Origin of the sequence: Pseudomonas sp. HMSC066A08 (assembly GCF_001813025.1) — a bacterium.
Lineage (GTDB): Bacteria > Pseudomonadota > Gammaproteobacteria > Pseudomonadales > Pseudomonadaceae > Pseudomonas > Pseudomonas aeruginosa.
This window is the reverse complement of record NZ_KV811270.1, coordinates 13,661-38,356: the sequence shown is the minus strand read 5'-3', so window position 1 is coordinate 38,356 and position 24,696 is coordinate 13,661. Positions and strand designations below refer to the sequence as shown.

18 protein-coding genes, 1 tRNA gene and 1 pseudogene are annotated in these 24,696 nt (G+C 66.8%); 8 read left to right on the top strand and 12 right to left on the bottom strand.

Features of this window, described 5'->3' with window-relative positions; translation table 11 throughout:
* Positions 1 to 105 precede the first annotated feature (105 nt).
* Positions 106 to 2,559, bottom strand: coding sequence for a Lon protease family protein (locus HMPREF2886_RS05015; RefSeq protein ID WP_003105114.1), 2,454 nt, complete (start codon positions 2,557 to 2,559; stop codon positions 106 to 108).
* Between the two features lie 98 nt (positions 2,560 to 2,657).
* A complete protein-coding gene (locus HMPREF2886_RS05010) occupies positions 2,658 to 2,984 on the bottom strand; it encodes a TraR/DksA family transcriptional regulator (protein ID WP_033972931.1) in 327 nt (108 codons plus the stop codon).
* Positions 2,985 to 3,218: 234 nt separating this feature from the next.
* On the opposite strand from HMPREF2886_RS05010, the gene HMPREF2886_RS05005 reads away from it, so the two are divergent.
* Complete coding sequence (locus tag HMPREF2886_RS05005; RefSeq protein ID WP_003094783.1) at positions 3,219 to 3,707, top strand: DUF3015 domain-containing protein; 489 nt, start codon at positions 3,219 to 3,221, stop codon at positions 3,705 to 3,707.
* 58 nt (positions 3,708 to 3,765) lie between these two features.
* Positions 3,766 to 5,622: an Lnb N-terminal periplasmic domain-containing protein gene (locus HMPREF2886_RS05000; RefSeq protein WP_033976374.1), complete on the top strand. Its 1,857-nt coding sequence runs from the start codon at positions 3,766 to 3,768 to the stop codon at positions 5,620 to 5,622.
* On the opposite strand, the gene HMPREF2886_RS04995 is transcribed toward HMPREF2886_RS05000, so the two are convergent.
* Both HMPREF2886_RS04995 and rtcR read right to left on the bottom strand, forming a co-directional pair.
* Positions 5,616 to 6,170, bottom strand: coding sequence for an NADAR family protein (locus HMPREF2886_RS04995; protein WP_004352744.1), 555 nt, complete (start codon positions 6,168 to 6,170; stop codon positions 5,616 to 5,618). The genes HMPREF2886_RS05000 and HMPREF2886_RS04995 overlap by 7 nt on opposite strands.
* 55 nt (positions 6,171 to 6,225) lie before the next feature.
* Positions 6,226 to 7,821: an RNA repair transcriptional activator RtcR gene (gene rtcR / locus HMPREF2886_RS04990; RefSeq protein ID WP_039028123.1), complete on the bottom strand. Its 1,596-nt coding sequence runs from the start codon at positions 7,819 to 7,821 to the stop codon at positions 6,226 to 6,228.
* Between the two features lie 314 nt (positions 7,822 to 8,135).
* On the opposite strand from rtcR, the gene HMPREF2886_RS04985 reads away from it, so the two are divergent.
* From HMPREF2886_RS04985 to ccpA, 6 genes and pseudogenes are all read left to right on the top strand, one after another.
* A tRNA-Arg gene (locus tag HMPREF2886_RS04985) sits at positions 8,136 to 8,209 on the top strand.
* A gap of 271 nt (positions 8,210 to 8,480) precedes the next feature.
* Positions 8,481 to 9,626 carry a slipin family protein gene (locus HMPREF2886_RS04980; protein ID WP_033972934.1) on the top strand — a complete coding sequence of 382 codons (1,146 nt, stop codon included), beginning with the start codon at positions 8,481 to 8,483 and terminating at the stop codon, positions 9,624 to 9,626.
* 55 nt (positions 9,627 to 9,681) lie between these two features.
* Positions 9,682 to 10,896 (top strand): RtcB family protein, encoded by a 1,215-nt coding sequence (locus HMPREF2886_RS04975; RefSeq protein WP_003119410.1) that lies wholly within the window; start codon positions 9,682 to 9,684, stop codon positions 10,894 to 10,896.
* A gap of 5 nt (positions 10,897 to 10,901) precedes the next feature.
* Positions 10,902 to 12,275 (top strand): hypothetical protein, encoded by a 1,374-nt coding sequence (locus HMPREF2886_RS04970; RefSeq protein ID WP_052435812.1) that lies wholly within the window; start codon positions 10,902 to 10,904, stop codon positions 12,273 to 12,275.
* Between the two features lie 211 nt (positions 12,276 to 12,486).
* Positions 12,487 to 12,864: a hypothetical protein gene (locus HMPREF2886_RS04965; RefSeq protein ID WP_070746904.1), complete on the top strand. Its 378-nt coding sequence runs from the start codon at positions 12,487 to 12,489 to the stop codon at positions 12,862 to 12,864.
* A 123-nt stretch (positions 12,865 to 12,987) separates the two neighbouring features.
* Positions 12,988 to 14,030 (top strand): annotated as a pseudogene (gene ccpA, locus HMPREF2886_RS04960) (cytochrome-c peroxidase CcpA).
* A 57-nt stretch (positions 14,031 to 14,087) separates the two neighbouring features.
* Here ccpA and gdhA read toward each other — a convergent pair.
* The 8 genes from gdhA to ettA form a co-directional block, all read right to left on the bottom strand.
* Entirely contained in the window at positions 14,088 to 15,425 is a 1,338-nt protein-coding gene (gdhA, locus tag HMPREF2886_RS04955; protein WP_003094817.1) for an NADP-specific glutamate dehydrogenase, read from the bottom strand.
* A 294-nt stretch (positions 15,426 to 15,719) separates the two neighbouring features.
* Positions 15,720 to 17,111 carry an outer membrane protein transport protein gene (locus HMPREF2886_RS04950; RefSeq protein WP_003123403.1) on the bottom strand — a complete coding sequence of 464 codons (1,392 nt, stop codon included), beginning with the start codon at positions 17,109 to 17,111 and terminating at the stop codon, positions 15,720 to 15,722.
* Positions 17,112 to 17,370: 259 nt separating this feature from the next.
* Positions 17,371 to 17,859, bottom strand: coding sequence for an alkane oxidation protein activator PraA (gene praA, locus HMPREF2886_RS04945; protein ID WP_003094820.1), 489 nt, complete (start codon positions 17,857 to 17,859; stop codon positions 17,371 to 17,373).
* 596 nt (positions 17,860 to 18,455) lie between these two features.
* Entirely contained in the window at positions 18,456 to 19,733 is a 1,278-nt protein-coding gene (locus HMPREF2886_RS04940; protein WP_033972939.1) for an efflux RND transporter periplasmic adaptor subunit, read from the bottom strand.
* Positions 19,723 to 21,204, bottom strand: a complete 1,482-nt coding sequence (locus HMPREF2886_RS04935; protein ID WP_033972940.1) for a TolC family protein — start codon at positions 21,202 to 21,204, stop codon at positions 19,723 to 19,725. Before HMPREF2886_RS04935 ends, HMPREF2886_RS04940 begins: the two co-directional genes overlap by 11 nt.
* Positions 21,197 to 22,390 (bottom strand): ABC transporter permease, encoded by a 1,194-nt coding sequence (locus HMPREF2886_RS04930; protein WP_033972941.1) that lies wholly within the window; start codon positions 22,388 to 22,390, stop codon positions 21,197 to 21,199. Before HMPREF2886_RS04930 ends, HMPREF2886_RS04935 begins: the two co-directional genes overlap by 8 nt.
* A complete protein-coding gene (locus HMPREF2886_RS04925) occupies positions 22,387 to 23,073 on the bottom strand; it encodes an ABC transporter ATP-binding protein (protein WP_079753964.1) in 687 nt (228 codons plus the stop codon). Before HMPREF2886_RS04925 ends, HMPREF2886_RS04930 begins: the two co-directional genes overlap by 4 nt.
* 506 nt (positions 23,074 to 23,579) lie before the next feature.
* Positions 23,580 to 24,696: energy-dependent translational throttle protein EttA (gene ettA, locus HMPREF2886_RS04920; RefSeq protein WP_083318522.1), on the bottom strand; the 1,117-nt coding region annotated here is incomplete at its 5' end.

Below are 24,696 nucleotides of genomic sequence, written 5' to 3'. Positions count from 1 at the left end.
GCCAGGTTCCGCATAGCGCCGGCGGGAACTTGTCCACAGGGCTGAAACGCACGAGGGCGTGGCTTTCCAGCCCCGCCCTCGACAGGTTCCGACAGCGCGCCAGGCTCAGTCCTTCTTCGCCGCGGCCTTGTCCTTCGCCACGACGGTCTCTTTCTCCGCCGGCTTGTCCTTTTCCTTGTCGTCCTCTTCCATGCCGAGTTCGGATATCTCCTGCAAGCGCGCCACGACCAGATCGTTCACGCTGCCTTTCGGGAAGCGTCCCTTCTCGTCCTGGGCACCGACCGGCTTGCCCACCAGCAGCGCCAGCGCCTCGTCCACCTCGCGCACCGCGTAGACGTGGAACTGCCCGGCGCGCACCGCTTGCAACACGCGCTCGTCGAGCATCAGGGTAGTGACGTTGGCGCGCGGGATGATCACGCCCTGTTCGCCGGTCAGGCCGCGTGCTTCGCAGAGGCGGAAGAAGCCTTCGATCTTCTCGTTGACTCCGCCGACCGCCTGCACCTCGCCGAACTGGTTGATCGAGCCGGTAATGGCGAAGCACTGCTTCAAGGGCGTCCGCGACAGCGCCGAGATCAACGTGCAGACCTCGCCGAGCGAGGCGCTGTCGCCGTCCACGTAGCCGTAGGATTGCTCCAGGGCGATGCTGGCGGAGATTTCCAGGGGGAACTCCTGGGCGTAGCGGCTACCCAGGTAGCCGGTAAGGATCATCACGCCCTTGGAGTGGATCGGCTGGCCGAGGTTGACCTCGCGCTCGATATCGACGATGCCGCTGCTGCCCGGATAGACGGTCGCGGAAATCCGCGCCGGCACGCCGAACACCGAGTCGCCCACCTCCAGCACGGTCAGTCCGTTGCACTTGCCGACCGCGGCGCCAGCGGTGTCGATCAGGATGATCCCCGCCAGCATGTCGTCGAGGATCCGCGCCGACACCCGTCCGGTGCGGGTCTGCTTGGCCTTGAGGGCACGCTCGATGTGGCCGAGCTGAATCACCTCCTCATTCGCCAGCTGACGGATGAAATCGGCTTCGCTGACCAACTGGAACAGGTCGCCGATCCGTGCCGAAAGCCGCCCCTGGTGCTCCGCCAGGCGCGCGCTGTAGGTCGCCAGTCGCGCCACCGCCGCGCCGCTGAGGGGCGCCATGCCCTCTTCCGAGGTGCGCGTCTTGAGCAACTGGGCGAACTGTTCGAGGCTGTCCTCGCCCAGCGGGATGTCCTCGTCGAAGTCCACCAGCACCCGGAACATCTCCTGGAAGTCCGGGTCGAGGTCCTGCAGGGTGTAATAGATCTGCCGCGAGCCGATGATGATCACCTTCAGTTGCAGCGGGATCACCTGTGGGGTCAGGGAAACCGCAGCCAGGCGGCCGAGTTCGGCCAGCGGCGACTCCATCTTCAACTGGCGCGACTGCAGGGCACGCTTCAGCGCGTCCCAGACGAACGGCTCGCCAAGCATCTTTTCCGCTTCCAGGATAAGGAAGCCACCGTTGGCCCGGTGCAGCGCCCCCGGACGCAACTGCCGGTAGCTGGTGTAGAGCGCCCCCTGGTCCGAGCTGTACTCGATGCGGCCGAACAGGTTGTCGTAGGTCGGGTGCGACTCGAACACCACCGGCGCGCCGCTGGTCGCGTGGTGGACGATAGCCTGGTTCGGCGCGTACTGCTCGATCAGCCCTTGCTTGCGCTGGGCGTCGGTGCGGCTGTCGTCGACCAGTTGGTCGACCACGGTCTTCAGCAGGTTCAGTTGCATCGCCTGCAGGTAGGCGCAGACACCCGGGTTGTTGTTGTACTTCTCCACCAGAGGCGCCAGCAGGGGCTGCAGGGCCAGGGTGATGGTTTCCTCGTTGAGCTCGCGCAACTGGTTGCTCGACTCGCGCTTCCACTGCGGCAGGCTCGCCAGTTCCTCGTTGAGGTACTCCTCGAGAGCGGCGATGTCCTTGTGGAAGCGCTCGCGCTCGGCCTCGGGCAACTGGGCGAATTCGGCCTCGTCGAGGGCCTTGCCGTCCTTCATCGGGGTGAAGGCGACGTTGGCGCTATCGCGGTACAACGCCACGTCCTTCTCCAGGGCGCGCCGCTCCACCGAGTCCAGGGCGCGGTCGTAGCGCTGGTTGAAGGCGCGGTCGACGGCGTTCTTCTTCTGCTGGTAGGCCGGATGTTCGAAGACCGCCGGGAAGGTCGACATCAGGTTGTCGATCAGACGGTCGATGTCGGCGCTGAATTCGGTCGCGCTGCCCGGCGGCAGCTCGATCACCCGAGGTTCGCGCGGCTCGTCGAAATTGTTCAGGTAGACCCAGTCGGAGGGGGTGGCTACGCGCTTGCCCTCGGCTTGCAGGTAGCGTTTGACGAAGGAAAAGCGTCCGGTGCCCGGCTCGCCCATGACGAATACGTTGTAACCCGGACGCGGCATCGCCACCCCGAACTGCAGCGCCTCGACCGCACGCTCCTGGCCCAGCACGCCGCGGAAGGGCTCCAGGTCATCGGTGGTATCGAAGGCGAATTGCTCGGGAGCGAACGGGCGGGTCAGTTCTTCTGGCGCCAGGCGCAGGCCGGCAGCGACGGAATCGGGCATCGGGAATCCTTGCATCGGGCGGCAGATCGCCGCGGGGTGTCGTCGCCCGCATTCTCCCCCCAGCCTCGCGCCACTGACAAGGCGCGGATGGCGCTATCTCACCGATGTACCAGGTCGGCGCAGCGCAGGCAGTATTCCGCCGCAGGCAGGGCGGCCAGGCGCGCCGGTTCGATGGCCTCGCCGCAGCGCTCGCACTGGCCGTAGCGACCTTCCGCCAGGCGCAGGCGGGCAAGGCCGACCTGGCGCATCCCCGCCTCCGCCTCGGCGAGCAGGCCTTCGAGCACTTCGTCGTTCTGGCGCTGCACCGCCTGCTCGGCGAAGTCCGGCGAATGGCTGCGCGCCAGGTCCCGGCGGATCGCCGCGGCGCGTGCGGCGTACTCGGCCGCCAGGGTTTCCAGGGCGGTAGCGGGGTCGAAAGCGCTCATATCCACCTCCTGCATGAGGAACGGCTGACCAAGGCCGGTTTCGCTCAGACCGACCAGAACTTTCCCAAGTCTGGACGGTTCCAAGCGGATTGCCGCTGACGCCGGTCAATTTTCGCCCGGCATTGCGCGCTGCCACCCATTCGGTGCCTTGACACCCCGGTGGCATTCCGAAAAGCTCACGGCGTCGCTGGCCCGCTCCAGATGGCTCCGATCCACCTCAAGAGAGAACAAACGATGAAACGGATTCTGCTCGGTACCCTGTTCGCCGCCGCCTCCTTCAACGCTTTCGCCGACGCTCCCGGCGGCGCCGGCTGCGGCTGGGGCAACATGCTCTTCAAAGGCCAGCGCGGCGTGGCCACCCACGTGGTCGCGGCGACCACCAACGGCACTTCCGGCAACAACACCTTCGGCATGACCACCGGCACCAACGGCTGCCATACCAACGGCGCGCTGTCCTATGGCGGCAAGCCCCTGCTGGTGCTCGGCAGCATGATGGACGAGCTGTCCGAAGACATGGCCAAGGGCAATGGCGAAGCACTGACCACCTATGCCGTGGTGCTGGGCGTGCAACCGCAGGACCGCGAGCACTTCGCCGCCGTCACCCACGAGCATTTCTCCGAGATCTTCAACAAGTCCGACGCCACTGCCGCCGACGTCTATGCCAACACCCAGGCGATCCTGAAACAGGATGCCCGCCTGGCCAAGTACGCCGAGCAGGCCTGAGCCTCGCCGCCTGCCCGCTCGCGGGCAGGCCCCTTTCCCCAAGCATTAAGCCTTGCCGATGCCGAAACGCCTGTTGCCCTGGATGGCGCTGTGCGCCTGCTCCCCCCTTCTGGCTGCGCCCACGGTTCCCGAGGCCCGCCTCCAGCAACTGGCCGCCGATCCCTACTGGATCGCCCTCGGCCACTACGAACGCGGCAAGCTCGGCGGTTGGCGCAGCTACGTCGACGACGAGCGGTTCTTCCTCGCCGACAACGGCGAGAGCCATCCGGACGCCGAACTGGCGGCCACGCTAAAGGCGCTCTATGCCTCGCCCGGCCTTGGCGACAAGCATGCCCAGTGCGTCTACCCGGCGCGCACCCGCTGGCTGCGCCAGCAACTGCAACTCGACGACCTGCCGCAGCCGCAGTGCGGCGAATACGACAACTGGTACCGCGACATCAACCCGCACAGTGCGGTGCTGGTGTTCCCCGCGGCCTACCTGAACAGCCCGTCGTCGATGTTCGGCCACACCCTGCTGCGCATCGACCAGGCCGACGTCACCAGCAACAACACCGCCCTGCTCAGCTACGCGCTGAACTTCGGCGCCTACATCGAAGGCATGGACAACAGTATCCTCTATGCCTGGAAAGGCCTGATGGGCGGCTATCCCGGCCTGTTCGCGCTGGTCCCGTACCGGGAGAAGCTGGCCGAATACAGCCGCCTGGAGAACCGCGACCTCTGGGAATACAAGCTGAACCTGACGCCCGAGGAGACCGGGCGCATGGTCGAGCACGTCTGGGAACTCAAGCAGGTCCGCTTCGACTACTACTTCTTCGACGAGAACTGTTCGTTCCGTCTGCTCGAACTGATGGAGATCGCCCGCCCGGGCATCGAGCTGACCGAGCAGTTCCCGCTTACCGCGATCCCCACCGATACCGTCCGCGCGGTGAAGAACGCCGGGCTGATCGAGCGCATCGACTACCGGCCGTCGCGCGAGAAGGAACTGCTCGCCCGCGCCGAACCGCTCGACCATGCCGAACGCGACTGGGCCAAGCGCCTGGCGGACGACGACAGCCTGCTCGACGCTCCCGACTTCAAGGCCCTGCCGATGCCGCGCCAGGCGCTGATCCAGGACGCCGCCTTCCGCCTGGTGCGCTACCGCGCCACCGGCCAGGCGCGTGACAGCGGCATCGCCTCGCGCAGCTACAACCTGTTGCGAGCGATCAACCGCAACCCACCGCCGGACCTCCAGGTCGAGCGCCCCGGCCAGCCGGAAGACGGCCACGAGTCACGGACCTGGCAGTTCGGCGTCGGCAGCCGCGATGACCGAGCCTTCGCCGAGTACGGCCTGCGCATGGCCTACCATGACCTCGCCGATAACGCCTATGGCTTCCCCCTCGGCGCGCAGATCGAGATCGGCCAGCTCAAGCTGCGCCAGTACGAAGGCAACCGCTGGCAGTTGCAGAATCTCGATCTGGTCACCATCCGCTCGCTGACCCCGCGCAACCAGTTGCTCAAGCCGCTGTCCTGGCAGGTCGCCGGCGGCCTGGAGCGGGTGCCGGGCGAGGACGGCGACGAAAACCTGGTCAGCCACCTCAACGGCGGCGCCGGCGGCAGCTGGATGTTCGGCGACGACCTGCTGCTCTACGCCATGGGCACCGCGCGGATCGAGAACAACAGGGATTTCGCCGCCGCCATCGCCCCGGCCATGGGCTTCGACAGCGGCTTGCTGTGGCGCAACCCGCTGGGCAACCTGACCCTGGAGGCCAAGGGCGACTACTTCCACAACGGTGAAGTGCGCCGCAGCCTGGGCTTCGTCCAGCAGGTCGAGCTGGGCCGCGACCTCGGCCTGCGCCTGAGCGCCGAACGCGAGTTCAGCCATGTCGGCAAGCCGATCAACGAGGTGAAGCTGGAGCTGCGCTGGTACTACTACTGAGCCAGCCTCCGGCGCACCTCCATCAGGGCGAAGCCGAGCAGGTTGAGGCCTTGCCAGGTCGCCGGCTCGGCTGCCAGGGGATCGCTCGCGGCCAGGCCGATGCCCCAGATCGCGTCCACCGGGCTGGCCTCGACCAGCACCCGGTCGGCGGTGCCCAGAAGGTATTTCTTCAGCGAAGCGTTCTGGCCGAACTTGCCGAGGTTGCCTTCGATCACGATTCCCACCCGCTCGGCGTTCCAGCGTGCCTCGTCGAAGCCGGCGACTTCGCGGCCGAGGGCCTTCGCCTCGCCTGGGCTGCGCGCCGCCAGGATGCGCTCGAGCAGCCTAGGGTCGTCGAACAAGCGTGCCTTGGCCGCCATCATGTAATGCTCGGCGCTGGCGTAGCGCACCCCGTCGAGCTTGAACGAAGCCTCGTACCACTGGCTGAAACAGCTCTTGCCGACCTTGTCATCCGTCGCCGGGCGATGTCCCCAGAAATACAGGTACTTGAAGCTTTCGCCGGCCGCGCAGCGCTGGCGCAGCCGCTCGACGTCCATTATCTCGCTCATCGGCATTCGTCCCTGGAGCCCGTGAAAAGACGCCAAGGATATCCCGAAGTGGTGTTCAGGCGCGTATCCGCGCCCAGTCCAGGCCGAAACGCGCCAGGTACTTGCGCAGCCGGTCGGCGTCGTTGGGGTTGCGCTTGTCCTGGCGCGAAACGGCGAAAAGCCGGCGTCCCGCCTCGGAAAGGGTCTTAGCCCCGCGGCACACCTCCAGCACCGCCTGCAGTTGCAGGCGGTCGAACAGATCCAGGGCCTCCACCCGCTGCCCCAGCAGATCAGCCAGTGGCTCCCGGCCCGCATCGAGCCCCCAGGCCTGGCGCAGGCGGAGGATCTCCTCCTCGACCAGCGCCTCGTCGATCCGCCCGCTGTCGGCCAGGGTCGCCATCCGTGTGATGGAAGCCGACAGCTCGCGGAAGTTGCCGGCCCAGCGCGCTTCGCTGGAACCGGCGAAGGCCAGGTAGCGACGCTTGGCCTCCAGGTTGAAACGCACCTGCCGCCCCTGCTCGCGGGCGTGCCGCTCCAGTTCGAAGTCGATGTTCGGCTCGATGTCCTCGCGGCGTCCAGCCAGGCCCGGCAACTCGAAGGTCCACAGGTTGATGCGGGCAAACAGATCCTCGCGGAACAGGCCTTCGGCCACTCGTCCGCGCAAGTCGCGGTGGGTCCCGGCGATAAGCTGGAAGTCGCTCTCTACCTCACGGTCCGAACCCAGCGGGAAGAAGCGCTTTTCTTCGATCGCCTTGAGCAGCATCGCCTGTTCGTCGGCGCCCAGCTCGCCGATCTCGTCGAGGAACAGCATGCCGCCGTCGGCTGCGCGCAGCAGGCCTTCGCGCGCGTTCTGCGCGCCGGTGAAGGCGCCCTTGACGTGGCCGAACAGTGCCGACATCGCGCCGTCGCCGCGCAAGGTGGCGCAGTTGACCTCGACGAAACGCCCGTCGAGCTGGTGCCGGCTGCGCTTGAGTTCATAGATGCGCCGGGCGAGGAACGATTTGCCGGCACCGGTCGGCCCCACCAGCAGCATGGGTGCCCGCGAACGCACGGCGACCCGCTCGATCTGCTCGATGGAGCGGTTGAAAGCGGCATTGCGCGTGGCGATTCCCGACTTGAGCAAAGCCAGGCTTTCCTCCTGTTCGCGGCGGAACCGCGAGGCGATGCGGTCGTAGCGGGACAGGTCGAGGTCGATCAGCGTCGCCGAGCCCTCGGGATGGCGCGCCTCGTCCTTGCGCCGCGACGGCGAGGTCTGCACCAGCCGGGCCGGCAGGTAGCGCGCCTCGGTAAGGAGGAACCAGCAGATCTGCGCGACATGGGTCCCGGTGGTGATATGCACCAGGTAATCCTCGCGCTCGGTGTCGAAGGGGTAGGCGCCGACGAAATCGTGCAGGGCGCCATAGACCTCCTCGAAGTCCCAGGGGTTGCGCAGTTCCATCTGCTGCAGGCGGACCTCGGTATGCGGCGACACCGCGGCGATGTCGGCGCGAATCCGCTCGGCCAGGCCGAGGTCGCGGGCGTCGTTGCCGTGGATCAGTTCGAGGCGATCGATCGGCAGGTCCGGCTGCTGGCACAGGCCGATGCTCGGCCGCCACTTTTGCCAGCGCGCCGCGCCCTTGCCGAGACGGTCGAGGGTGGCGCCGATGAAGCCGATGGCGACCGTGCGTTTCATCACTTCTTATCCTTCAAGATAAATAACGATATGAAAATATATAGAAATAGCCAGGCATCTCTCCATCGAATTCGCCGACGAAGCGCAATAAAAAATTTATTTACCTTTAAAATCAAATAGTTAAACAAAAAACAGGTTCATCGAGAAAAACCTGGCACGCCGCTCGCTATATCGATTTCGACCGCATCGCCCATGCAGGCCGACGGGTCGGGACTCCAGTCCCGCCGGTGCCCGAGCCCACCCCTGGTGTCGGCGTCGTGCATGCCGCCCGCAACAACGACGGTCATTCGCGAATGACGGCAATGCCGCTTCGCGGTTCGATAGCTCAGCCTGGTAGAGCAACCATCCACGAAATGGTCTGTCGCGGGTTCGACTCCCGCTCGAACGTTGCCTTAACGGCAATCACTCAATGGCAACACCCGCCGGTGTGGCCGAGGCGAACTGCACAAGCGGCCAGGAAGGCCGGAGAACGCAAGGGAGCCGAAGCCGCCGCCGGCCCGTCCGGCCCGCGGTTCGGGCACGGGGCAAGGCAGGCCGGGGATCGAGGGAATCGATCGTATGGACAGGACGTCCGCCAGGCCAACCTCCTCCGCGCTCCACCCGCGACGCTCGACGGGCCGGCAACACCGGCACCACGGAAGAATGAAAGGAATGAAGAGATGAAAATGCTGAAGCGCTTTATCGTGAAGAAGAACGAACGCGGCCTGCTGTACTCCGAAGGCGACTTCCTCGCCGTGCTCGAACCGGGCACCTACCGCCGCTTCGATCCGTACGACCGCCTGAGCCTGGAAAGCTTCAGCCTGAACACCCCGCAGTTCGAACACCGCCTGGCCGGCTACCTGCGGCAGTGCGAACCGCAACTGGTGGAGCGCTACTTCACCCGGATGGACCTGGGCGACAACGAGGCCGGCCTGCGCTACGAGGACGGCGTGCTGGTGGAGCTGCTCGCACCGGGCAGCCGCCGACTGTACTGGAAAGGCCAGACCGAGCAGCGCCTGGAGCGCATCGACCTGACCCAGGACTATCGATTGTCCGCCGCGCTGGTCGCCCAGTTGCACCAGCCGAACCTGCGCGACCGCGCCCTGGCGGGCCTGGACGCAGTGTTGCTGGTCCAGGTGCCGGCGTTCCAGGTCGGCGTGCTCAAGGTCGACGGCGCCCTTGCCGGCCTGCTGCAAGCCGGACAATACGGTTTCTGGCGCTACAACCGGCAAGTCAGCGTGGAACTGGTCGACACCCGTATCCAGGCGCTGGAGGTCAGCGGCCAGGAGATCCTCACCCGCGACAAGGTCAGCCTGCGCCTGAACCTCGCCGCCAACTGGCGCTACAACGACGTACTCACCGCCTTCTCGCGGCTGAGCAAGCCGCTGGAGTACCTGTACCGCGAGCTGCAGTTCGGCCTGCGTGCGGCAGTGGGCACCCGCACCCTCGACGAACTGCTGGAGAACAAGCAGTCGATCGACGAAGCGGTCAGCGCCCACCTGGCCGCCAAGCTGGAAGACAGCGGCCTGGAAGTGAGCGGCCTGGGCGTGCGCGACATCATCCTCCCGGGCGAAATGAAGACCCTGCTGGCGCAGGTGGTGGAGGCGGAGAAGGCGGCCCAGGCCAATGTGATCCGCCGCCGCGAGGAAACCTCGGCGACCCGCTCGCTGCTGAATACCGCGAAGGTCATGGAGGAAAACCCGACCGCGCTGCGTCTGAAGGAACTGGAAACCCTGGAGCGGGTGGCCGAGCGCATCGACCGGATTTCGGTATTCGGTGGCCTGGACCAGGTATTGAACGGACTGGTCACGCTGAAGCAGGCCTGATCACGAACGATAGCCGCGCCGTCGACAAGACGGCGCGGAGCACAAGGAAAGCACGATGAAAGACATGAATATCCTCGAAGTGGCCGGCGGCAAGCCGATCAAGCTCTGGACCCAGGGCGTCCCGGTGGAGGAGGAAGCGCGCCAGCAGTTGCTGAACACGGCGAAGATGCCCTTCATCTTCAAGCACCTGGCGGTGATGCCTGACGTACACCTGGGCAAGGGCTCGACCATCGGTAGCGTGATCCCTACCCTCGGCGCGATCATCCCGGCCGCGGTGGGCGTGGATATCGGCTGCGGAATGATCGCCGCGCGCACCTCGCTGGTCGCCGCCGACCTGCCGGACAACCTGCACGGCCTGCGCAGCGCCATCGAGCAGGCGGTACCCCACGGCAAGACCTTCGGCCGCCGCGACCGCGGCGCCTGGCACGAGGTACCGGAGGCGGCCGACCAGGCCTGGAAGGCGCTCGCCGGTCGCTTCAAGGCGATCACCGACAAGCACCCGAGGCTGGAGAAGACCAACAACCGCCAGCACCTGGGAACCCTCGGCACCGGCAACCACTTCATCGAGGTCTGCCTGGACGAGGCCGACCGCGTCTGGTTCATGCTGCACAGCGGTTCGCGTGGGGTCGGCAACGCCATCGGCAACCTGTTCATCGAACTGGCCAAGGCGGACATGCGCCAGCACATCGCCAACCTGCCGGACAAGGACCTGGCCTACTTCGAGGAAGGCAGCCGGCACTTCGACGACTATGTGGAAGCGGTCGGCTGGGCCCAGGATTTCGCCCGGCAGAACCGCGCGCTGATGATGCACGCGGTGATCGAGGCGGCGCGCCAGGTGATCCGCAAGCCGTTCGAAGCCAACCTGGAGGCGGTCGATTGCCACCACAACTACGTGCAGAAGGAGCGCCACTTCGGCCAGGAGGTACTGGTCACCCGCAAAGGCGCGGTGTCCGCGCAGAAGGGCCAGCTCGGCATCATTCCCGGCTCGATGGGGGCGAAGAGCTTCATCGTCCGCGGCCTCGGCAACCAGGAAGCGTTCTGCTCGTGCAGCCACGGCGCCGGGCGGACCATGAGCCGGACCAAGGCGAAGAAGGTCTTCAGCGTCGCCGACCAGGCGCGTGCCACCGCCCACGTCGAATGCCGCAAGGACGCCGACGTGATCGACGAGATCCCGATGGCCTACAAGGACATCGACCGGGTCATGGAAGCCCAGCGCGAGCTGGTGGAAGTGCTGCACACCCTGCGTCAGGTGGTGTGCGTGAAAGGATGAGAGAAATGCAACGATTGAAGCTCTGGCTGGAGCGCCAACGCCAGGCCCAGTTCACGGACACCTGGAGCGAGCGTCAGCGCCGCGAGGCCTTGGCCCTGGTCGAACGCCGGCTGTGGGAAAACGACGCCGACTGGATCGAACTCAGCCGCGCACACAACGGCTTCGTTCGCGAAGCCGCGGTCCTCGCGCTCGGCGCCAACCCCGCGGCGGGGGCGCTGCTGGCGCTGATCGAGCGGGTCAACGATTGGGTCGGCCCGGTCAGGACCGCCGCCATGGCGGGCCTGGCGGACTACCTGGTTCCCGAGCAGGTACCCGCCCTCCTCGGTGCCTTGCCGCAACTGGTCGCCCTGGGCAGGAAAAGCCGGGCCGACCATGCCGCCCTGCTGGAGCAGGTGCGTGCGCTGCTGGCCGCCCCGGAACAACGCGAAGGGGTCCTCGAAGCCCTACTGCACGAACGTGCCGCCGCTGCGCGCTTTCTCCTGGAGAGCCTGCTGCGCCTGGAGCAGGACGCGCGGCTCGGGGTCCTCGAACGGGCGCTGCGCAGCCAGGACCCGAGCGTCCGCCGCCTCGCCCTGCTGGCGACAGCGGAGCTGCCGCAGGCCAGCGCGACCGGATTGCTGGAGCGCGGGCTCGTCGACAGCAGCGCCAGCCTTCGGGCCCAGGCGTTGCACCTGTACGAGCGGGCGCTGGGCGCCGGCTCGCTGCCGCAACCGATCATGGCCAGGGCGCTGCTCGACGCTTCGCCGAGCGTGCGCGGCCTGGCGCAGTACCTGGCGAAAAACGCCGGAACGGACGTCGACCGGGTCCTCGCCGAACGGCTTGCTTCGACACCGGCAACCAAGCGCGAGTGGCTGGGCCTGCTCGGCCTGGCCCGCGAGCGGCAGGCCCGGGCGGTCCTGCCGCTGACCCGGCAAGCCTTGCGCCACCCGTCACAGCAGGTGCGCGGCGCAGCGCTGGAAAGCCTTTCCGCGCTGCACGCCGAAAACCTCGGCGAAGCCTGCCTGCCAGCCCTGCACGATCCCTCCGCCAAGGTCTTCGCCAGCGCCTTGCGGTGGCTGCGCAACGTTGCGCCACAGGAACGCCCGCAGGGCCTGGACGATGAGCTGCGGAGCCTGCTCGACTCCGGCCGGCTCGAGCGGGCCGACCTCCTGCTGGCGCTCAAACCGTACTGGCAGCAGCTCGACTACCTGTTGCGGGCCCGCCCCGGCCTGGCGGCGGACGATTGGCAGCGACTGTTGTTCGCCTGGCGCGAGCGGCGCGGCAGCGCCATCGACTACGCCACATCGGCGGCGCGCCGCGAAGAACTGCTGGCGCATCTCCAGGCCTTGCAGGAACAGCGGCTGCTCTCCCGGCAGATCGTCATCGACGCGCTGCGCTGAGCGCCCATCTGCAAAGCAACCGCCGGGTTATCCAACGCTTCCTGCCGGTAAGGATCGGCGACCAGGCGCTGGACGGCGGCGGTCATCGCATCGTCATCACATCGGCTTGACGAATTCCTCACCAATGCCGACCTAGACTCGCGCCGGACCTGCCAGCGGGCCCGGCGCGAACCTCCGGGAGCCCCGTCCCGGCGGTCGAGGAGTCCCAGCCATGTCTTCTTCGCGTCTCGGCGTGCTTGTCCTCGCCCTGCTCCTGCTCACCGCCACCCTGCTCGGCGGCTGCGAAAGCACCCACCAGCACCTGCTCGCCCAAGGCTACCCGCCCGCCTATGCCGACGGTTTCGACGACGGCTGCGGTAGCGGCCGCCAGGCGGCCGGCTCGATCAGCGGCGAATTCCGCAAGGACGTTCTCCGCTACCTGCGCGAGGCGACCTACGCCAGCGGCTGGGGCGACGGCTTCGAGCAATGCAGGTCGATGGCGCGGAGCGAAGAGCGGCGGCGTTTCGAGGAACGCCAGTGGAACGACCGCGACGACGATTGGCAGCGCGACCGCGACCGCGCGCTGGCCAGGGCCTTGCGCGAGCGCTGATGCACGCTGCGACAACCATCCACAGCACCGATCCCGGTGCACTTGATCCACGTCAAGCCGGGCAGCGCGCCGCTGGCCTCTCCTCACAGGACCGGTTGTAACGCCTGATAAGGAGAAAAAAAGATGCAGTCCTCGCAACTGCTCCCGCTTGGCAGCCTGTTGCTGTCGTTCGTCACGCCCCTCGCCCTGGCCGATGCCCTGCACGACCAGGCCAGCGCGCTGTTCAAACCCATCCCCGAGCAGGTCACCGAGCTACGCGGCCAGCCCATCAGCGAGCAACAGCGCGAACTCGGCAAGAAACTGTTCTTCGACCCGCGCCTGTCGCGCAGCCATGTGCTCAGCTGCAACACCTGCCACAACGTCGGCACCGGCGGCGCCGACAACGTACCGACGTCGGTCGGTCACGGCTGGCAGAAGGGGCCACGCAATTCGCCGACGGTCTTCAACGCCGTGTTCAATGCCGCGCAGTTCTGGGATGGCCGCGCCAAGGACCTGGGGGAGCAGGCCAAGGGCCCGATCCAGAACAGCGTCGAGATGCACAGTACCCCGCAGTTGGTCGAACAGACCCTGGGCAGCATCCCGGAATACGTGGACGCGTTCCGCAAGGCCTTCCCCAAGGCCGGCAAGCCGGTCAGCTTCGACAACATGGCGCTGGCCATCGAGGCCTACGAGGCGACCCTGGTGACTCCGGACTCGCCCTTCGACCTGTATCTCAAGGGCGACGACAAGGCGCTCGACGCACAGCAGAAGAAAGGCGCCTCAAGGCATTCATGGACAGTGGCTGCAGCGCCTGCCACAACGGCATCAACCTGGGCGGCCAGGCCTACTTCCCGTTCGGCCTGGTGAAGAAGCCCGACGCCAGCGTCCTGCCCAGCGGCGACAAGGGCCGCTTCGCCGTGACCAAGACCCAGAGCGACGAGTACGTATTCCGCGCCGCGCCCCTGCGCAACGTCGCCCTCACCGCGCCGTACTTCCACAGCGGCCAGGTCTGGGAACTCAAGGACGCGGTGGCGATCATGGGCAACGCCCAGCTCGGCAAGCAGTTGGCGCCGGACGACGTGGAGAACATCGTCGCCTTCCTGCACAGCCTGAGCGGCCAGCAGCCGCGCGTCGAATATCCGCTTCTGCCGGCCAGCACGGAGACCACGCCGCGTCCCGCGGAATAACCGCCACAAGGAAAAACGGGGCTCCCTGGAGCCCCGTTTTTCCTCTATGGGACGACCTCAGACCACGCCCTGCGCCAGCATCGCATCGGCGACCTTGACGAAGCCGGCGATGTTCGCCCCCTTCACGTAGTTGACCCGCCCCTGCTCCTCGCCGTACAGCAGGCAGGCATGGTGGATCGACTGCATGATGCCGTGCAGCTTGGTATCCACCTCGCCCTCGCTCCAGCGCAGGCGCATGGCGTTCTGCGACATCTCCAGACCGCTCACCGCCACCCCGCCGGCGTTCGACGCCTTGCCCGGCGCGTAGAGGATACCGGCCTCGAGGAACAGGTCGACGGCTTCCAGAGTCGAGGGCATGTTGGCGCCTTCGGCGACACAGACGCAGCCGTTGGCCAACAGGCGCCGCGCATCCTCGGCATCCAGTTCGTTCTGGGTCGCGCAGGGCAGCGCGATATCGCAGGCCAGGCCCCAGGGCCGGCGCCCTTCGAGGAACTGCAGGGAAAACTGCTCCGCCATCTCGCGGATGCGCCCGCGGCGCACGTTCTTCAGCTCCATCAGGTATTCCCACTGCTCGTCGGAGAGCCCCGCCTCGGCATACAGGGTGCCTTCGGAATCGGACAGCGAGATCACCTTGCCGCCCATTTCCATGACCTTGCGCGCCGCGTACTGGGCGACGTTGCCCGAGCCGGAGATCGCCACCCGCTGGCCGTCGAAGCCGCGGCCACGATCCTTGAGCATTTCCTGGGCGAAGTAGACGCAGCCGAAGCCGGTCGCCTCCGGGCGGATCAGGCTGCCGCCGTAGCTCAGGCCCTTGCCGGTCAGCACCGAGGTGAACTGGTTGGACAGGCGCTTGTACTGGCCGAACAGGTAGCCGATCTCACGCGCGCCGACGCCGATGTCGCCGGCCGGCACGTCCAGGTCGGCGCCGACGTGACGGTACAGCTCGCTCATGAACGACTGGCAGAAACGCATCACCTCGGCGTCGCTCTTGCCCTTCGGATCGAAGTCGGAACCGCCCTTGCCGCCGCCCATGGGCAGAGTGGTGAGGGAGTTCTTGAAGACCTGCTCGAAGGCGAGGAACTTCAGCACCCCGAGGTTGACCGAGGGATGGAAGCGCAGGCCGCCCTTGTACGGGCCGATAGCGCTGCTCATCTGCACCCGGTAGCCACGGTTGACCCGTACCCGGCCCTGGTCGTCGACCCAGGGTACGCGGAACAGGATCGCCCGCTCGGGTTCGACGATGCGTTCGATGATGCCGGCTTCCAGGTAGTGCGGGTTGGCCTCGAGGAACGGCCAGAGGGAACGCAGCACCTCTTCCACCGCTTGGTGGAATTCGGGCTGATCGGGATCGCGCCGCTTCAGGCGCTCGAGGAAAGCGTCGACGGATTGCGTCATTTTTCTCACCGGTTTCTAGTTTTGTGAACAATTTTTTGCGCGTGACTCTAACAAGCCAGGCGGCACCTAGAAAGTGCGAAATGACGCATTGATGAATCTTTATGGTGCAAAACTGAAACTTTCCGGGTCCGCCAGAACGGCTCGGGCCAGAGCGCGCGCCCGGAACCAGGCTGCCTCCCGCGCAGGCCACGCACTGTTGACGGGCGACGAAAGCACCGTTTGCGTGCACCCGGCGCCAGATGCGAAAGGGCCTCCCCCGCCAGGGGGAGACCCTTCCTCTACCTACGGCCGGGTCTAGAAGTCGTAGGTCGCGGACAGGCTGAACACCTGTCCCTTGCTGGTTGCCCTGCCATCCAGGCGCCCGCCGCCCAGGCGATCCTGGTTGACCGTCTTCAACGGCACCTCCTTGACGAATTGCCGCGAGTAGGCCGCGTCGATCGACAACTCCGGCATCGACTGGAAGCGATAGCCGGCGCCCAGGGAGGCGAAGTAGCGATCGCCGTCGGGAATCCGCGGGTCGCGGGTGGCATTGTGGGTCGGCGTCTGGTCGTAGGCGACCCCGGCGCGCATGGTCCACTGGTCGGTCACCTTGTAGTCGCCGCCCACCGCCAGGGTCCAGGTGTTCCGGTAGGTGTAGGGGATGGAGACGATCGTGTTGCCGTGGGACTTGAGGGTCAGGTCCTGGAACGACGACCACTCGGTCCAGGTGGCGCTGGCGCCCAGGCTCAGACGGTCGTTGAACTGGTGTACCCAATCCAGCGAGGCGTAGGCGGGGATATCCAGGCGCGCCGAGGCGGAAGCGCCCATCCGCAGGTCCAGGCCGGGATAGGCCAGGCCCGGAGTGCCGCCCTCGATGGCGCCCTCGGTCAGCCCACCGTCGTGGTCGTAGAGGTTGTAGTGCCCCTTCAGCTTATTGCGGATCTTCGCGTGGTAGGCGAAGCCCAGGGTGTCGCGGTCGGTCGGCTTCCACACCGCGCCGGCGAAGAAGCCGGGCGAGGTGTTGTCCACCTTGACCCGCATCAGCGCGGACGAGTTCGAGGCCGGGAACGGAATCCCGCCCATGCCCGGGGAGTTGGCGGCCGAGGCATAGAGATCGAGGTTCTGGCTGACGAAGCCGGAGGTGCGCTGGATGATCACCCCGGCGCCCAGGGAGAAGTTGTCGTTGACCTTGAACGACAGGGAGCCGGTCAGGCCGATCGTCTCGATCTTGGTGTCCACCGCGAAATCGCGGCCTTTCCAGTTCGGGTCCCAGGTGCTGCGCATTCCCATCGGAACGACCTGGCTCAGACCGAAGGCGAAGCGGTCGTTGATCGGTACGACCAGGAAGCCGGTCGGCAGCCACGCGCCGAATCCGGCCTGGCCGCCATCGTTGGTACCCAGCTCGGGGGTGCCGGGCCCGTCCTGGTAGCCACCGGTCATGGGATTACCCTGGTAGTCGTAGGCATCACCGTTGTACTTGATGTCGATATCGGCGTAGTTGACCGTCAACTGGGCGATCCGCTTGTCGATGAAAGCCATGGCCGCCGGGTTGTTGAACGCGGCGCTCGGATCGTTGGGAAACAGCGAGCCGCCGGCCATCGCACGGCCCCAGCCCGCCGTGTTGGTGGTCGGCACCATGAAGCCGCCGGCTTGCGCCTGGGACGTGCCGAACAGTCCGCCGACGATCAGGGCGCAGAGCAATGGCAATGGTTTTCTGGCAAACAGGCAGGAAATATCGTTTTTGTTGTTCAAGGTTTCACCCCTGGTGGACTGCTAGTGCACGGGGCACGATGGTCGGCCTGCTTGAGCGTCCTGGCGGACACCCACCCCCAGACCGTTTTCCATGTGCGAACGAGGTTCTGCGCCGCCTCCGGCGGAAACTCCCTCGGACCTGCCGGCCCGCGAAGGACGCCTGGCAGCGGGAGCGCGAAACCGCTGGCGCCGAGGGCGCCAGCGGCAGCCCGGATTACGGGTTGACTACGAAGGCCGGGGTCGGCTGCACACTCAGGCTGTTGATCTTGCAGTTGCCAGCCAGCGACTGATTGCTGGCGCTGAGGGTGTTGGTGGCGTTGCTCCAGGAACCGTTGACAGTGCTCGGGCCACAGGTAGAGGAGAGAATCTTGAAGCCGACGCCATCGACCTTGCCGGCGGTGGTGCTGGAAACGGTCAGCTTCCACGGCAGGCCGGTCATCTGCGGCACGCTGCACAGGGTGTTGCTGCCACTGACGGTGACGCTGTCGATCGAGGCATAGGAGCCATCGGCGGCGGTCGTGCCCTTGAAGGTGATGTTGCAGGTCACTGGCAGATTGAGCGACGCCGGCGAGCTCACGCTGATGGTGCCGGGTGCGGTGAAGGCCGAGTTGACCGGGGTGATGGTGGCCGCGCTGGCCATGGACGAAACGCTCAGGCAGAGAGCAAGAGCAGCAAAGGACGGCAGGGACTTGATGGATTTCATTGTTTTGTATCCTTCCAGTGAGTTGGCAACACCCGCGGTTGCCGAGCCTTGATCATGCGGCAGGATCGTCGCCGACCCGCCCCCACGACCACCTTGTGCCTTCCCGTCCGATCCACCTGCCAGGCGAACCACACCACCCGCCTTGGCCGTGCGTACCGGGATTCGGGAGAGGCTTTACCTCATGAGTCCTATCCGGTGCCGACGCTGACGGTCCCCACGACGAGCCGGGACAGACCGGATATCGGAAAGATCCGATAGGTTTGCCAACCCGCCGCGCCTCGGAATGCCCGCCTGGCCGACCTCCGCGAACGCAGGCCTGACAGGGCTGACAAACACCGCGAGGGGGCAGTGGACCAGTCAACGACGGGGGCCAGAGTACGGTCAGCGCGGCTCTGGAAAAGCCTAGCGAAAGAAGGGGGTTGCCCTTCCGAAGGAAGGTCGGTGAATGCCGTGGAGAGCGGACGAAGCGTCGCCACGAAGGAATCCTGATACCTCTGTCAACATCCGCGTCGGGAAGAAACGCACCATGACGGGGCATACCTACCAGAATTGGCAGCTCGCGAAGCGAACAGGCCAACCCAAAGTTAGGTTGCCAACTATCGGTCGGACGAGGACGGCACGCGAACGAGACCCGGCTGCAACTCGAACACCTCCACGCCCTCCGGCGTGGAGCGTCCGATCTTGACCTGTTGCGCCATCACACTGGCGCCGGGAGCCTGGCGAAAGTCCACGAACAGCCGGTCGCCCTCGTGGCGTATCGCCTCCGGCGGCACGACGATGGCCTGTTCGTTGCGATAGGTGGTGACCGTCAGCTTGGCGCTCATTCCCAGACGAATCTTCTGCAACTGGCGGGGATCGAGCGGCGCTACCGATACCGTCACCTCGAACTGCGGGCTACCTCCCTGGGCCATGCCGGGCAGAGCCTGTCCACCGAGGGCGGCGATGACGCCCGCCAGCGTGGTGCCCTCGAAGCCATCACCACTGATTTCCACCGCCTGCCCTTCGCGCAACTGGTTGATATCCAGTTCGGAAACCTTCGCAGATACCTTCAGCCGTTCGACGCTGGCCAGGCCGAACAACGCCTGCCCCTGCCCCAGCTTGCTACCGGCCTGCACCGGTTCGCGGCTGCCCTGCTCGCCAGCCAGGCCGGGCGCCGCGACGACGATACCGGCAAAGGGCGCGCGCACCGTACGGCCATCCAGCTGGGCCTGCAGCGTCTCGTATTTCACGCTGGCGTTGGCCAGGTCCATTTCGGCGATCTGGCGATTCTCGCCCTGCCCCTTGGCGCGGGTCGACTCCACTTCCCGCCGGGCCGCCTCCAGGTCCATGCGCTGCTGGCTGGCCTGTTGTTCGAGATCGTCGAGTTCGTTGCGCGGGACGATCCCACGCTGGAACAGTTCGCGGGTCTCGCGCAACTTGCGCTCGGTGCTGCTCTGCGCCAGCTGCGCGCTGCGCAGGGCACGACGGACCCGCGCCATCTCCTCGCCACGCTCCCAGTCGCGCAGGTCCTGCAGGGTGCGACGGGCCTTGAGCAGCGCCGACTGTGCCTCGCGCACCTGCACGGCGATCTCGCGGGTGTCCATGCGCAGCAGCTCCTGTCCTTCCGCGACCCGCTGTCCCGGCTCCACCAGCAGCGCCTCGACATTGCCGGCGAAGGGCGCCGCCAGGGTCACCACACGCCCCGGCTCCAGGCGTCCGACCAGGCCGATCTGATGCACCAGCGGGGCCGCCCGCACGGCGACCCAGCGCTCCCCTTGCGTGCGTTTCGCGGTGCCGCCGGCGAGGACCAGCCAGGCCAGCGCCGCGACAACCGCCAGGCCGGCGGCGAGCGGCAATGCCGGCCGGCGCAGGAAGGAAAACCGGTCAGTGGTCATTGAGCGAAATCTCCCAGCTATCCAGAGTCATGCCGACGATCAGGTCGAGCTGCGTCTGCGCATTGAGAAACGAGATCAGGGCATTCAATTGGGTGTTCTCGACGTTGCGCAGGTCGGTCTCGAAGCTCAGCACCTGGAAGTTGCTCGAACGCCCGACGCGCAGCTTTTCCCGCTCGATCTCCAGCTTGCGCCGCGACAACGCGGTGGCGCGCTGGGCGATCTGGTACTGGCGCCAGCGCGTGCCGAGGTCGCGCACCGCATCGATGACGTTCTGCTCCAGGGTCTGCCGGGCATCCTCGATCAGGATCTTCTGGTTCTCCACGTCGACCTGGGCGCGCACCTCGGCCTGCCGGCGGCTGAGGTCGCCGATGGGAATTTCCACCTGTACCCCGGCGTAGCTGTCCCAGCTGCGTGAATTGTCGCCGCCGCCCTCGCTGTAGCGGTCGCGGATCTGGCTGGCGCCGCCCACCAGCGAGACATCCCACAGTCGCTGGTTCTTCGCCAGCACCAGGTTGAGATCGGCCTGGCGACTGCCGATCAGGCGTTGCAGGTATTCCGGCTGCTGCTGCAGGGCGGTCCTGATCGCCTGCTGGCGGTCGACCTCGATCGGCGTGGCGGCCAGCGCATCGCTGGCGCGGATCTGCGTCGACAGGTCCAGTGCCAGCAGTTGCAGCAGGGCCAGGCGTGCGCTGTCGACCTGGTTGGCGGACTCCTCGACGTTGAGCTCCTGGCTGGCGACGTCGGCCTCGGTCTGCACGATCTCGAATTCGGCCATTCGCCCGGCGCGGATCATCGCCCGGTTGACCTCGAGCAGCTCCTGGGTCCGCGCCAGGGCTTCGCGAGCGATGCGCGCCTGCTCCTGGGCGCGCAGCAGCTCCCGGTAGGCGCCGATGACCTGGCTGATGGTCTGCGACACGCTGGCCTTGAGTTGCAGGCGATTGGCGTCTTCGGAGAGACGTGCCAGGCGCAGCGGCGCGGTGGTGACGTCCCAGCCCGCATCGCGCAGCAACGGCTGGACGACGGTCAGGTCGAGACCATCGCTGCGGTAGCGCCCGGCCTCGTCGGCGGTGCGGAACTGCTTGACCCAGGCCAGGCTGAAGCGAGTGCCATATTCGCCAAGCAGGGTCGCGGTGGGCGAGACATTGCTGCTCCTCGTGCGGTCTTCGGTGGCGCGGTTGGCGCGATAGTCGCCGCGCACCACCAGCTTCGGGTTGAAGGCGTCGGCGGCGACGCGCAGGTCGAACTTCTGCGCGATCCGTTGCAGGTAGGCGCTACGGATTCCACGGTTGTTGCGCAGGCCAAGATAGACCGCGTCGCTCAGGCTGAGGTCGATCACCTGCTCGCTGAGCAGTATCGACCTGCCCTGCTCGCGGGCCATGCTCGGTACGTCCGGACTCAGCGCCGGGTTGACGCTGGCCGCCACCGGAAGAACGGCGACCAGCCACAGCACGCCCAGGCCCCACCTATTCATCGCGCAGCGCCTCGACCGGTTGCAGGCGAGCCGCCGAGACCGCCGGATAGAGCCCGAAGAACAGCCCCACCAGCAGGGTACTGCCCATCCCCAGCGGCAGGGCCGCGTAGGCCAGGGAGAAGGTCCAGCCGGAGAACCTGGCGTAGAGATACGCAGCCGCCACGCCGAGCACCGCGCCCGACAGCGCGCCCGCGGCGGTCAGGGTCACCGCCTCGATCAGGAACAGGTTGCGGATGTCCCGCTGGCGCGCGCCCAGCGCCATGCGCACGCCGATTTCCCGGCGGCGTTCGGCGACACTCATCAGCATCACGTTCATCACCCCGACGCCGCCGCCGAGCAGAGAGATGATCCCCAGTCCGGCCAGCAGGTAGGTGAAGGTCCGGGTCTGCCGCTTGAGTCCATCGAGCACCTGCTGCGAGACCTGGACCTGCGCCTCGTGACCGGGCAACCGCGCCGTCAGGGCCGCGCCCAGGGCCGCGCCGACGCTATAGACGTCCGCTCCCGGCGTGACCCGCGCGACCACGTGGCTGACCTCGGCGGCCGGCTGCAGGCGCGGCATGCCCGGCGCCGGCACGAACAGCGAGTCGTTGGCGGCGAACGGCAAGAGGGCGGCGCTGGCCTGCGGCTGGAGAATGCCGATCACGCGGAACAGATAGTCGTTGACCGTCAGTTGCTCGCCGAGGCGCAGCGGATCGCCGGGCGCCCCCAGGGCTTCGGCGATTGTCGCGCCCACCACCACGTAGGTGTCGTGATCGTCGAAGCGCGAGAGGAAACGTCCTTCGCGCAACCGCAGCCTGGCGGCGGCCGCGAGCCCGGCGCTGGCGCCGACGATACTGGCGTTGCTGGTGCGGCCGTGAAAGGTCACCGGGGCCGAGTACAGGCCCAGCGCCGCCAGGTGCTCCAGGCCGGCCACGTCGCGGAGCAGCGGTCCGGTGTCGAGCGCCGCCGGCATCGGCATCGGCGCCTGCGGGGCGAACGGGAACTGCACCACCAGGGTGTCGGTGCCCATGTCCTTGAAGATGCTCATCGCTTCGTCGGTCGCGTTGCTGCCGATGTTCAGCATCGCGATCACCGACGAACAGCCCATGACGATGCCCAGCAACGCCAGCAGCGAGCGGCGCCCCAGCCCACGAAGACTGGCGAGGGCCTCGTGGAGCAATTGCCGGGGCGACGGGCTGGCGCTCACCGGCAGGCCTCCGCCAGGTCCTCGTGCACCTCGCCATGCCGCACTGTCAGTTGGCGCCCGAGACGGGCGGCCAGGCCGGGATCGTGGGTGACCACCACCAGGGTCACCTGGCGCTCGCGGTTGAGCGTGAGGAGCAGCTCCAGCACTTCTTTCGCGGTGCTCGCGTCGAGGTTGCCGGTTGGTTCGTCGGCGAGGATCAGCGCCGGCTCGCCGACCAGCGCGCGAGCGATGGCGACGCGCTGTCGCTGGCCGCCGGAGAGGTCCGCCGGACGATGGCCGGCGCGCTCGGCCAGGCCGACCCGGGCGAGCATCGCCTCGGCCCGCTCCAGCGCCTCGCGGCGCGACACCCCTCGATAGCTCAGGGGCAGCGCGACGTTGTCCAGCGCGTTCAGCCGCGGCAACAGGTTGAAGCTCTGGAAGACGAAGCCGATCAGACGGTTGCGGATCGCCGCCAGTCGGTCCCCGTCGACGCTGAAGATGTCGTGCTCGGCGAAGCGGTAGGCACCGCTGTCCGGGCGGTCGAGCAGGCCGAGGATATTCAGCAGGGTGCTCTTGCCCGAGCCCGACGCGCCGACGATCGCGCAGCTTTCTCCGGGAAAGATGTCCAGGCAGACGTCTTTCAGTATCTGCAACGGCTGGCCCCCCAGGAGGTAGCCCTTGCCGATCCCCCGCAGGGAGATCAATGATTCGTGCTTGTTTGTTGTTGGCATTCGCACCCGACCGCTCGCATCCCTTCAAGGCCCGCCCGGTCGTACCGCCGCAAGGCCGGCGATACAGGCCGAACGGCCATACTGCTGATGATGGAGACAGCGCACAAGCCGCCACCACCGGCAACGCTACCCCGAGGCGCCAGCGCCGAGCGAAGGTAGCGGCTGGTCCGCCCGGCCGATGCCGGTACTCGATTCCGCCGGGCTTCGCCATGTGGCGCGGCCTCTCCGGGCAGGCGGTATTGAGCGCACGGATCGGCTGCGCAGACCACTAGCAGAGCTGACACCATCGCGGCCGTCGATGCACCCCCATCTTTAGTTAGGTGAAGGCTCAGGCATGCTGCTTGGGAGCCTCCCCCCGGGTACCGCCGATGGAGGTGTCCTGCGCAGTTCCCATGTTCCCCAGCGCATGGCTCATTGAATTCCAGGCATGAAAAAACCGCCGGCCGGCAACGCCGGCGGGCGGTTTCTCGAGGGCGCGCTTATGCCAGTTTCTTGTAGCGCACGCGGTGCGGCTGGGCCGCGGCGTCGCCCAGGCGCTTCTTGCGGTCCGCCTCGAACTCGGTGTAGTTGCCTTCGAAGAAGGTCACCTTGCCATCGTCCTCGTAGGAGAGGATGTGGGTGGCGATCCGGTCGAGGAACCAGCGGTCGTGGGAGATCACGATGGCGGAGCCGGGGAAGTCCAGCAGCGCCTCTTCCAGCGCACGCAGGGTTTCCACGTCGAGGTCGTTGGACGGTTCGTCGAGCAGCAGCACGTTGCCACCCTGCTTCAGGGTCAGGGCCAGGTGCAGACGGCCACGCTCACCGCCGGAGAGGTCCTTGACGAACTTCTGCTGGTCGGCGCCCTTGAAGTTGAAGCGACCGACATAGCTGCGCGACGGGACTTCGTAGTTGCCGATCCTGATCTGCTCGAAACCGTCGGAGACCTGCTCCCACACGGTCTTGTTGCCTTCCAGGCTGTCACGGCTCTGGTCGACGCTGGCGATCTGCACGGTCTCGCCGATCTCGATGGTGCCGGAGTCCGGCTGCTCCTTGCCGGTAAGCATGCGGAACAGGGTCGACTTGCCCGCGCCGTTGCCGCCGATCACACCGACGATGGCGCCCTTGGGAATGCTCAGGGACAGGTTGTCGATCAGCACGCGGTCGCCGTAGCCCTTGGTCACATTGTGCAGTTCGATGACCTTGTCGCCCAGGCGCGGACCGGCCGGGATGTAGATCTCGTTGGTCTCGCTGCGCTTCTGGAATTCCTGCGACTGCAGTTCCTCGAAGCGCTGCAGGCGCGCCTTGGACTTGGCCTGGCGGCCCTTGGCGCCCTGGCGCACCCACTCCAGCTCGGCCTTCATGGCCTTGGCGTGGGAGGCTTCCTGCTTGGCCTCCTGGGCCAGGCGGGCGGCCTTGGATTCCAGCCAGCCGGAGTAGTTGCCTTCGAACGGGATGCCATGGCCACGGTCGAGTTCGAGGATCCAGCCGGCGACGTTGTCGAGGAAGTAGCGGTCGTGGGTGATCGCCACCACGGTGCCGGGAAAGTCGTGCAGGAAATGCTCCAGCCAGGCCACCGAGTCGGCGTCCAGGTGGTTGGTCGGTTCGTCCAGCAGCAGC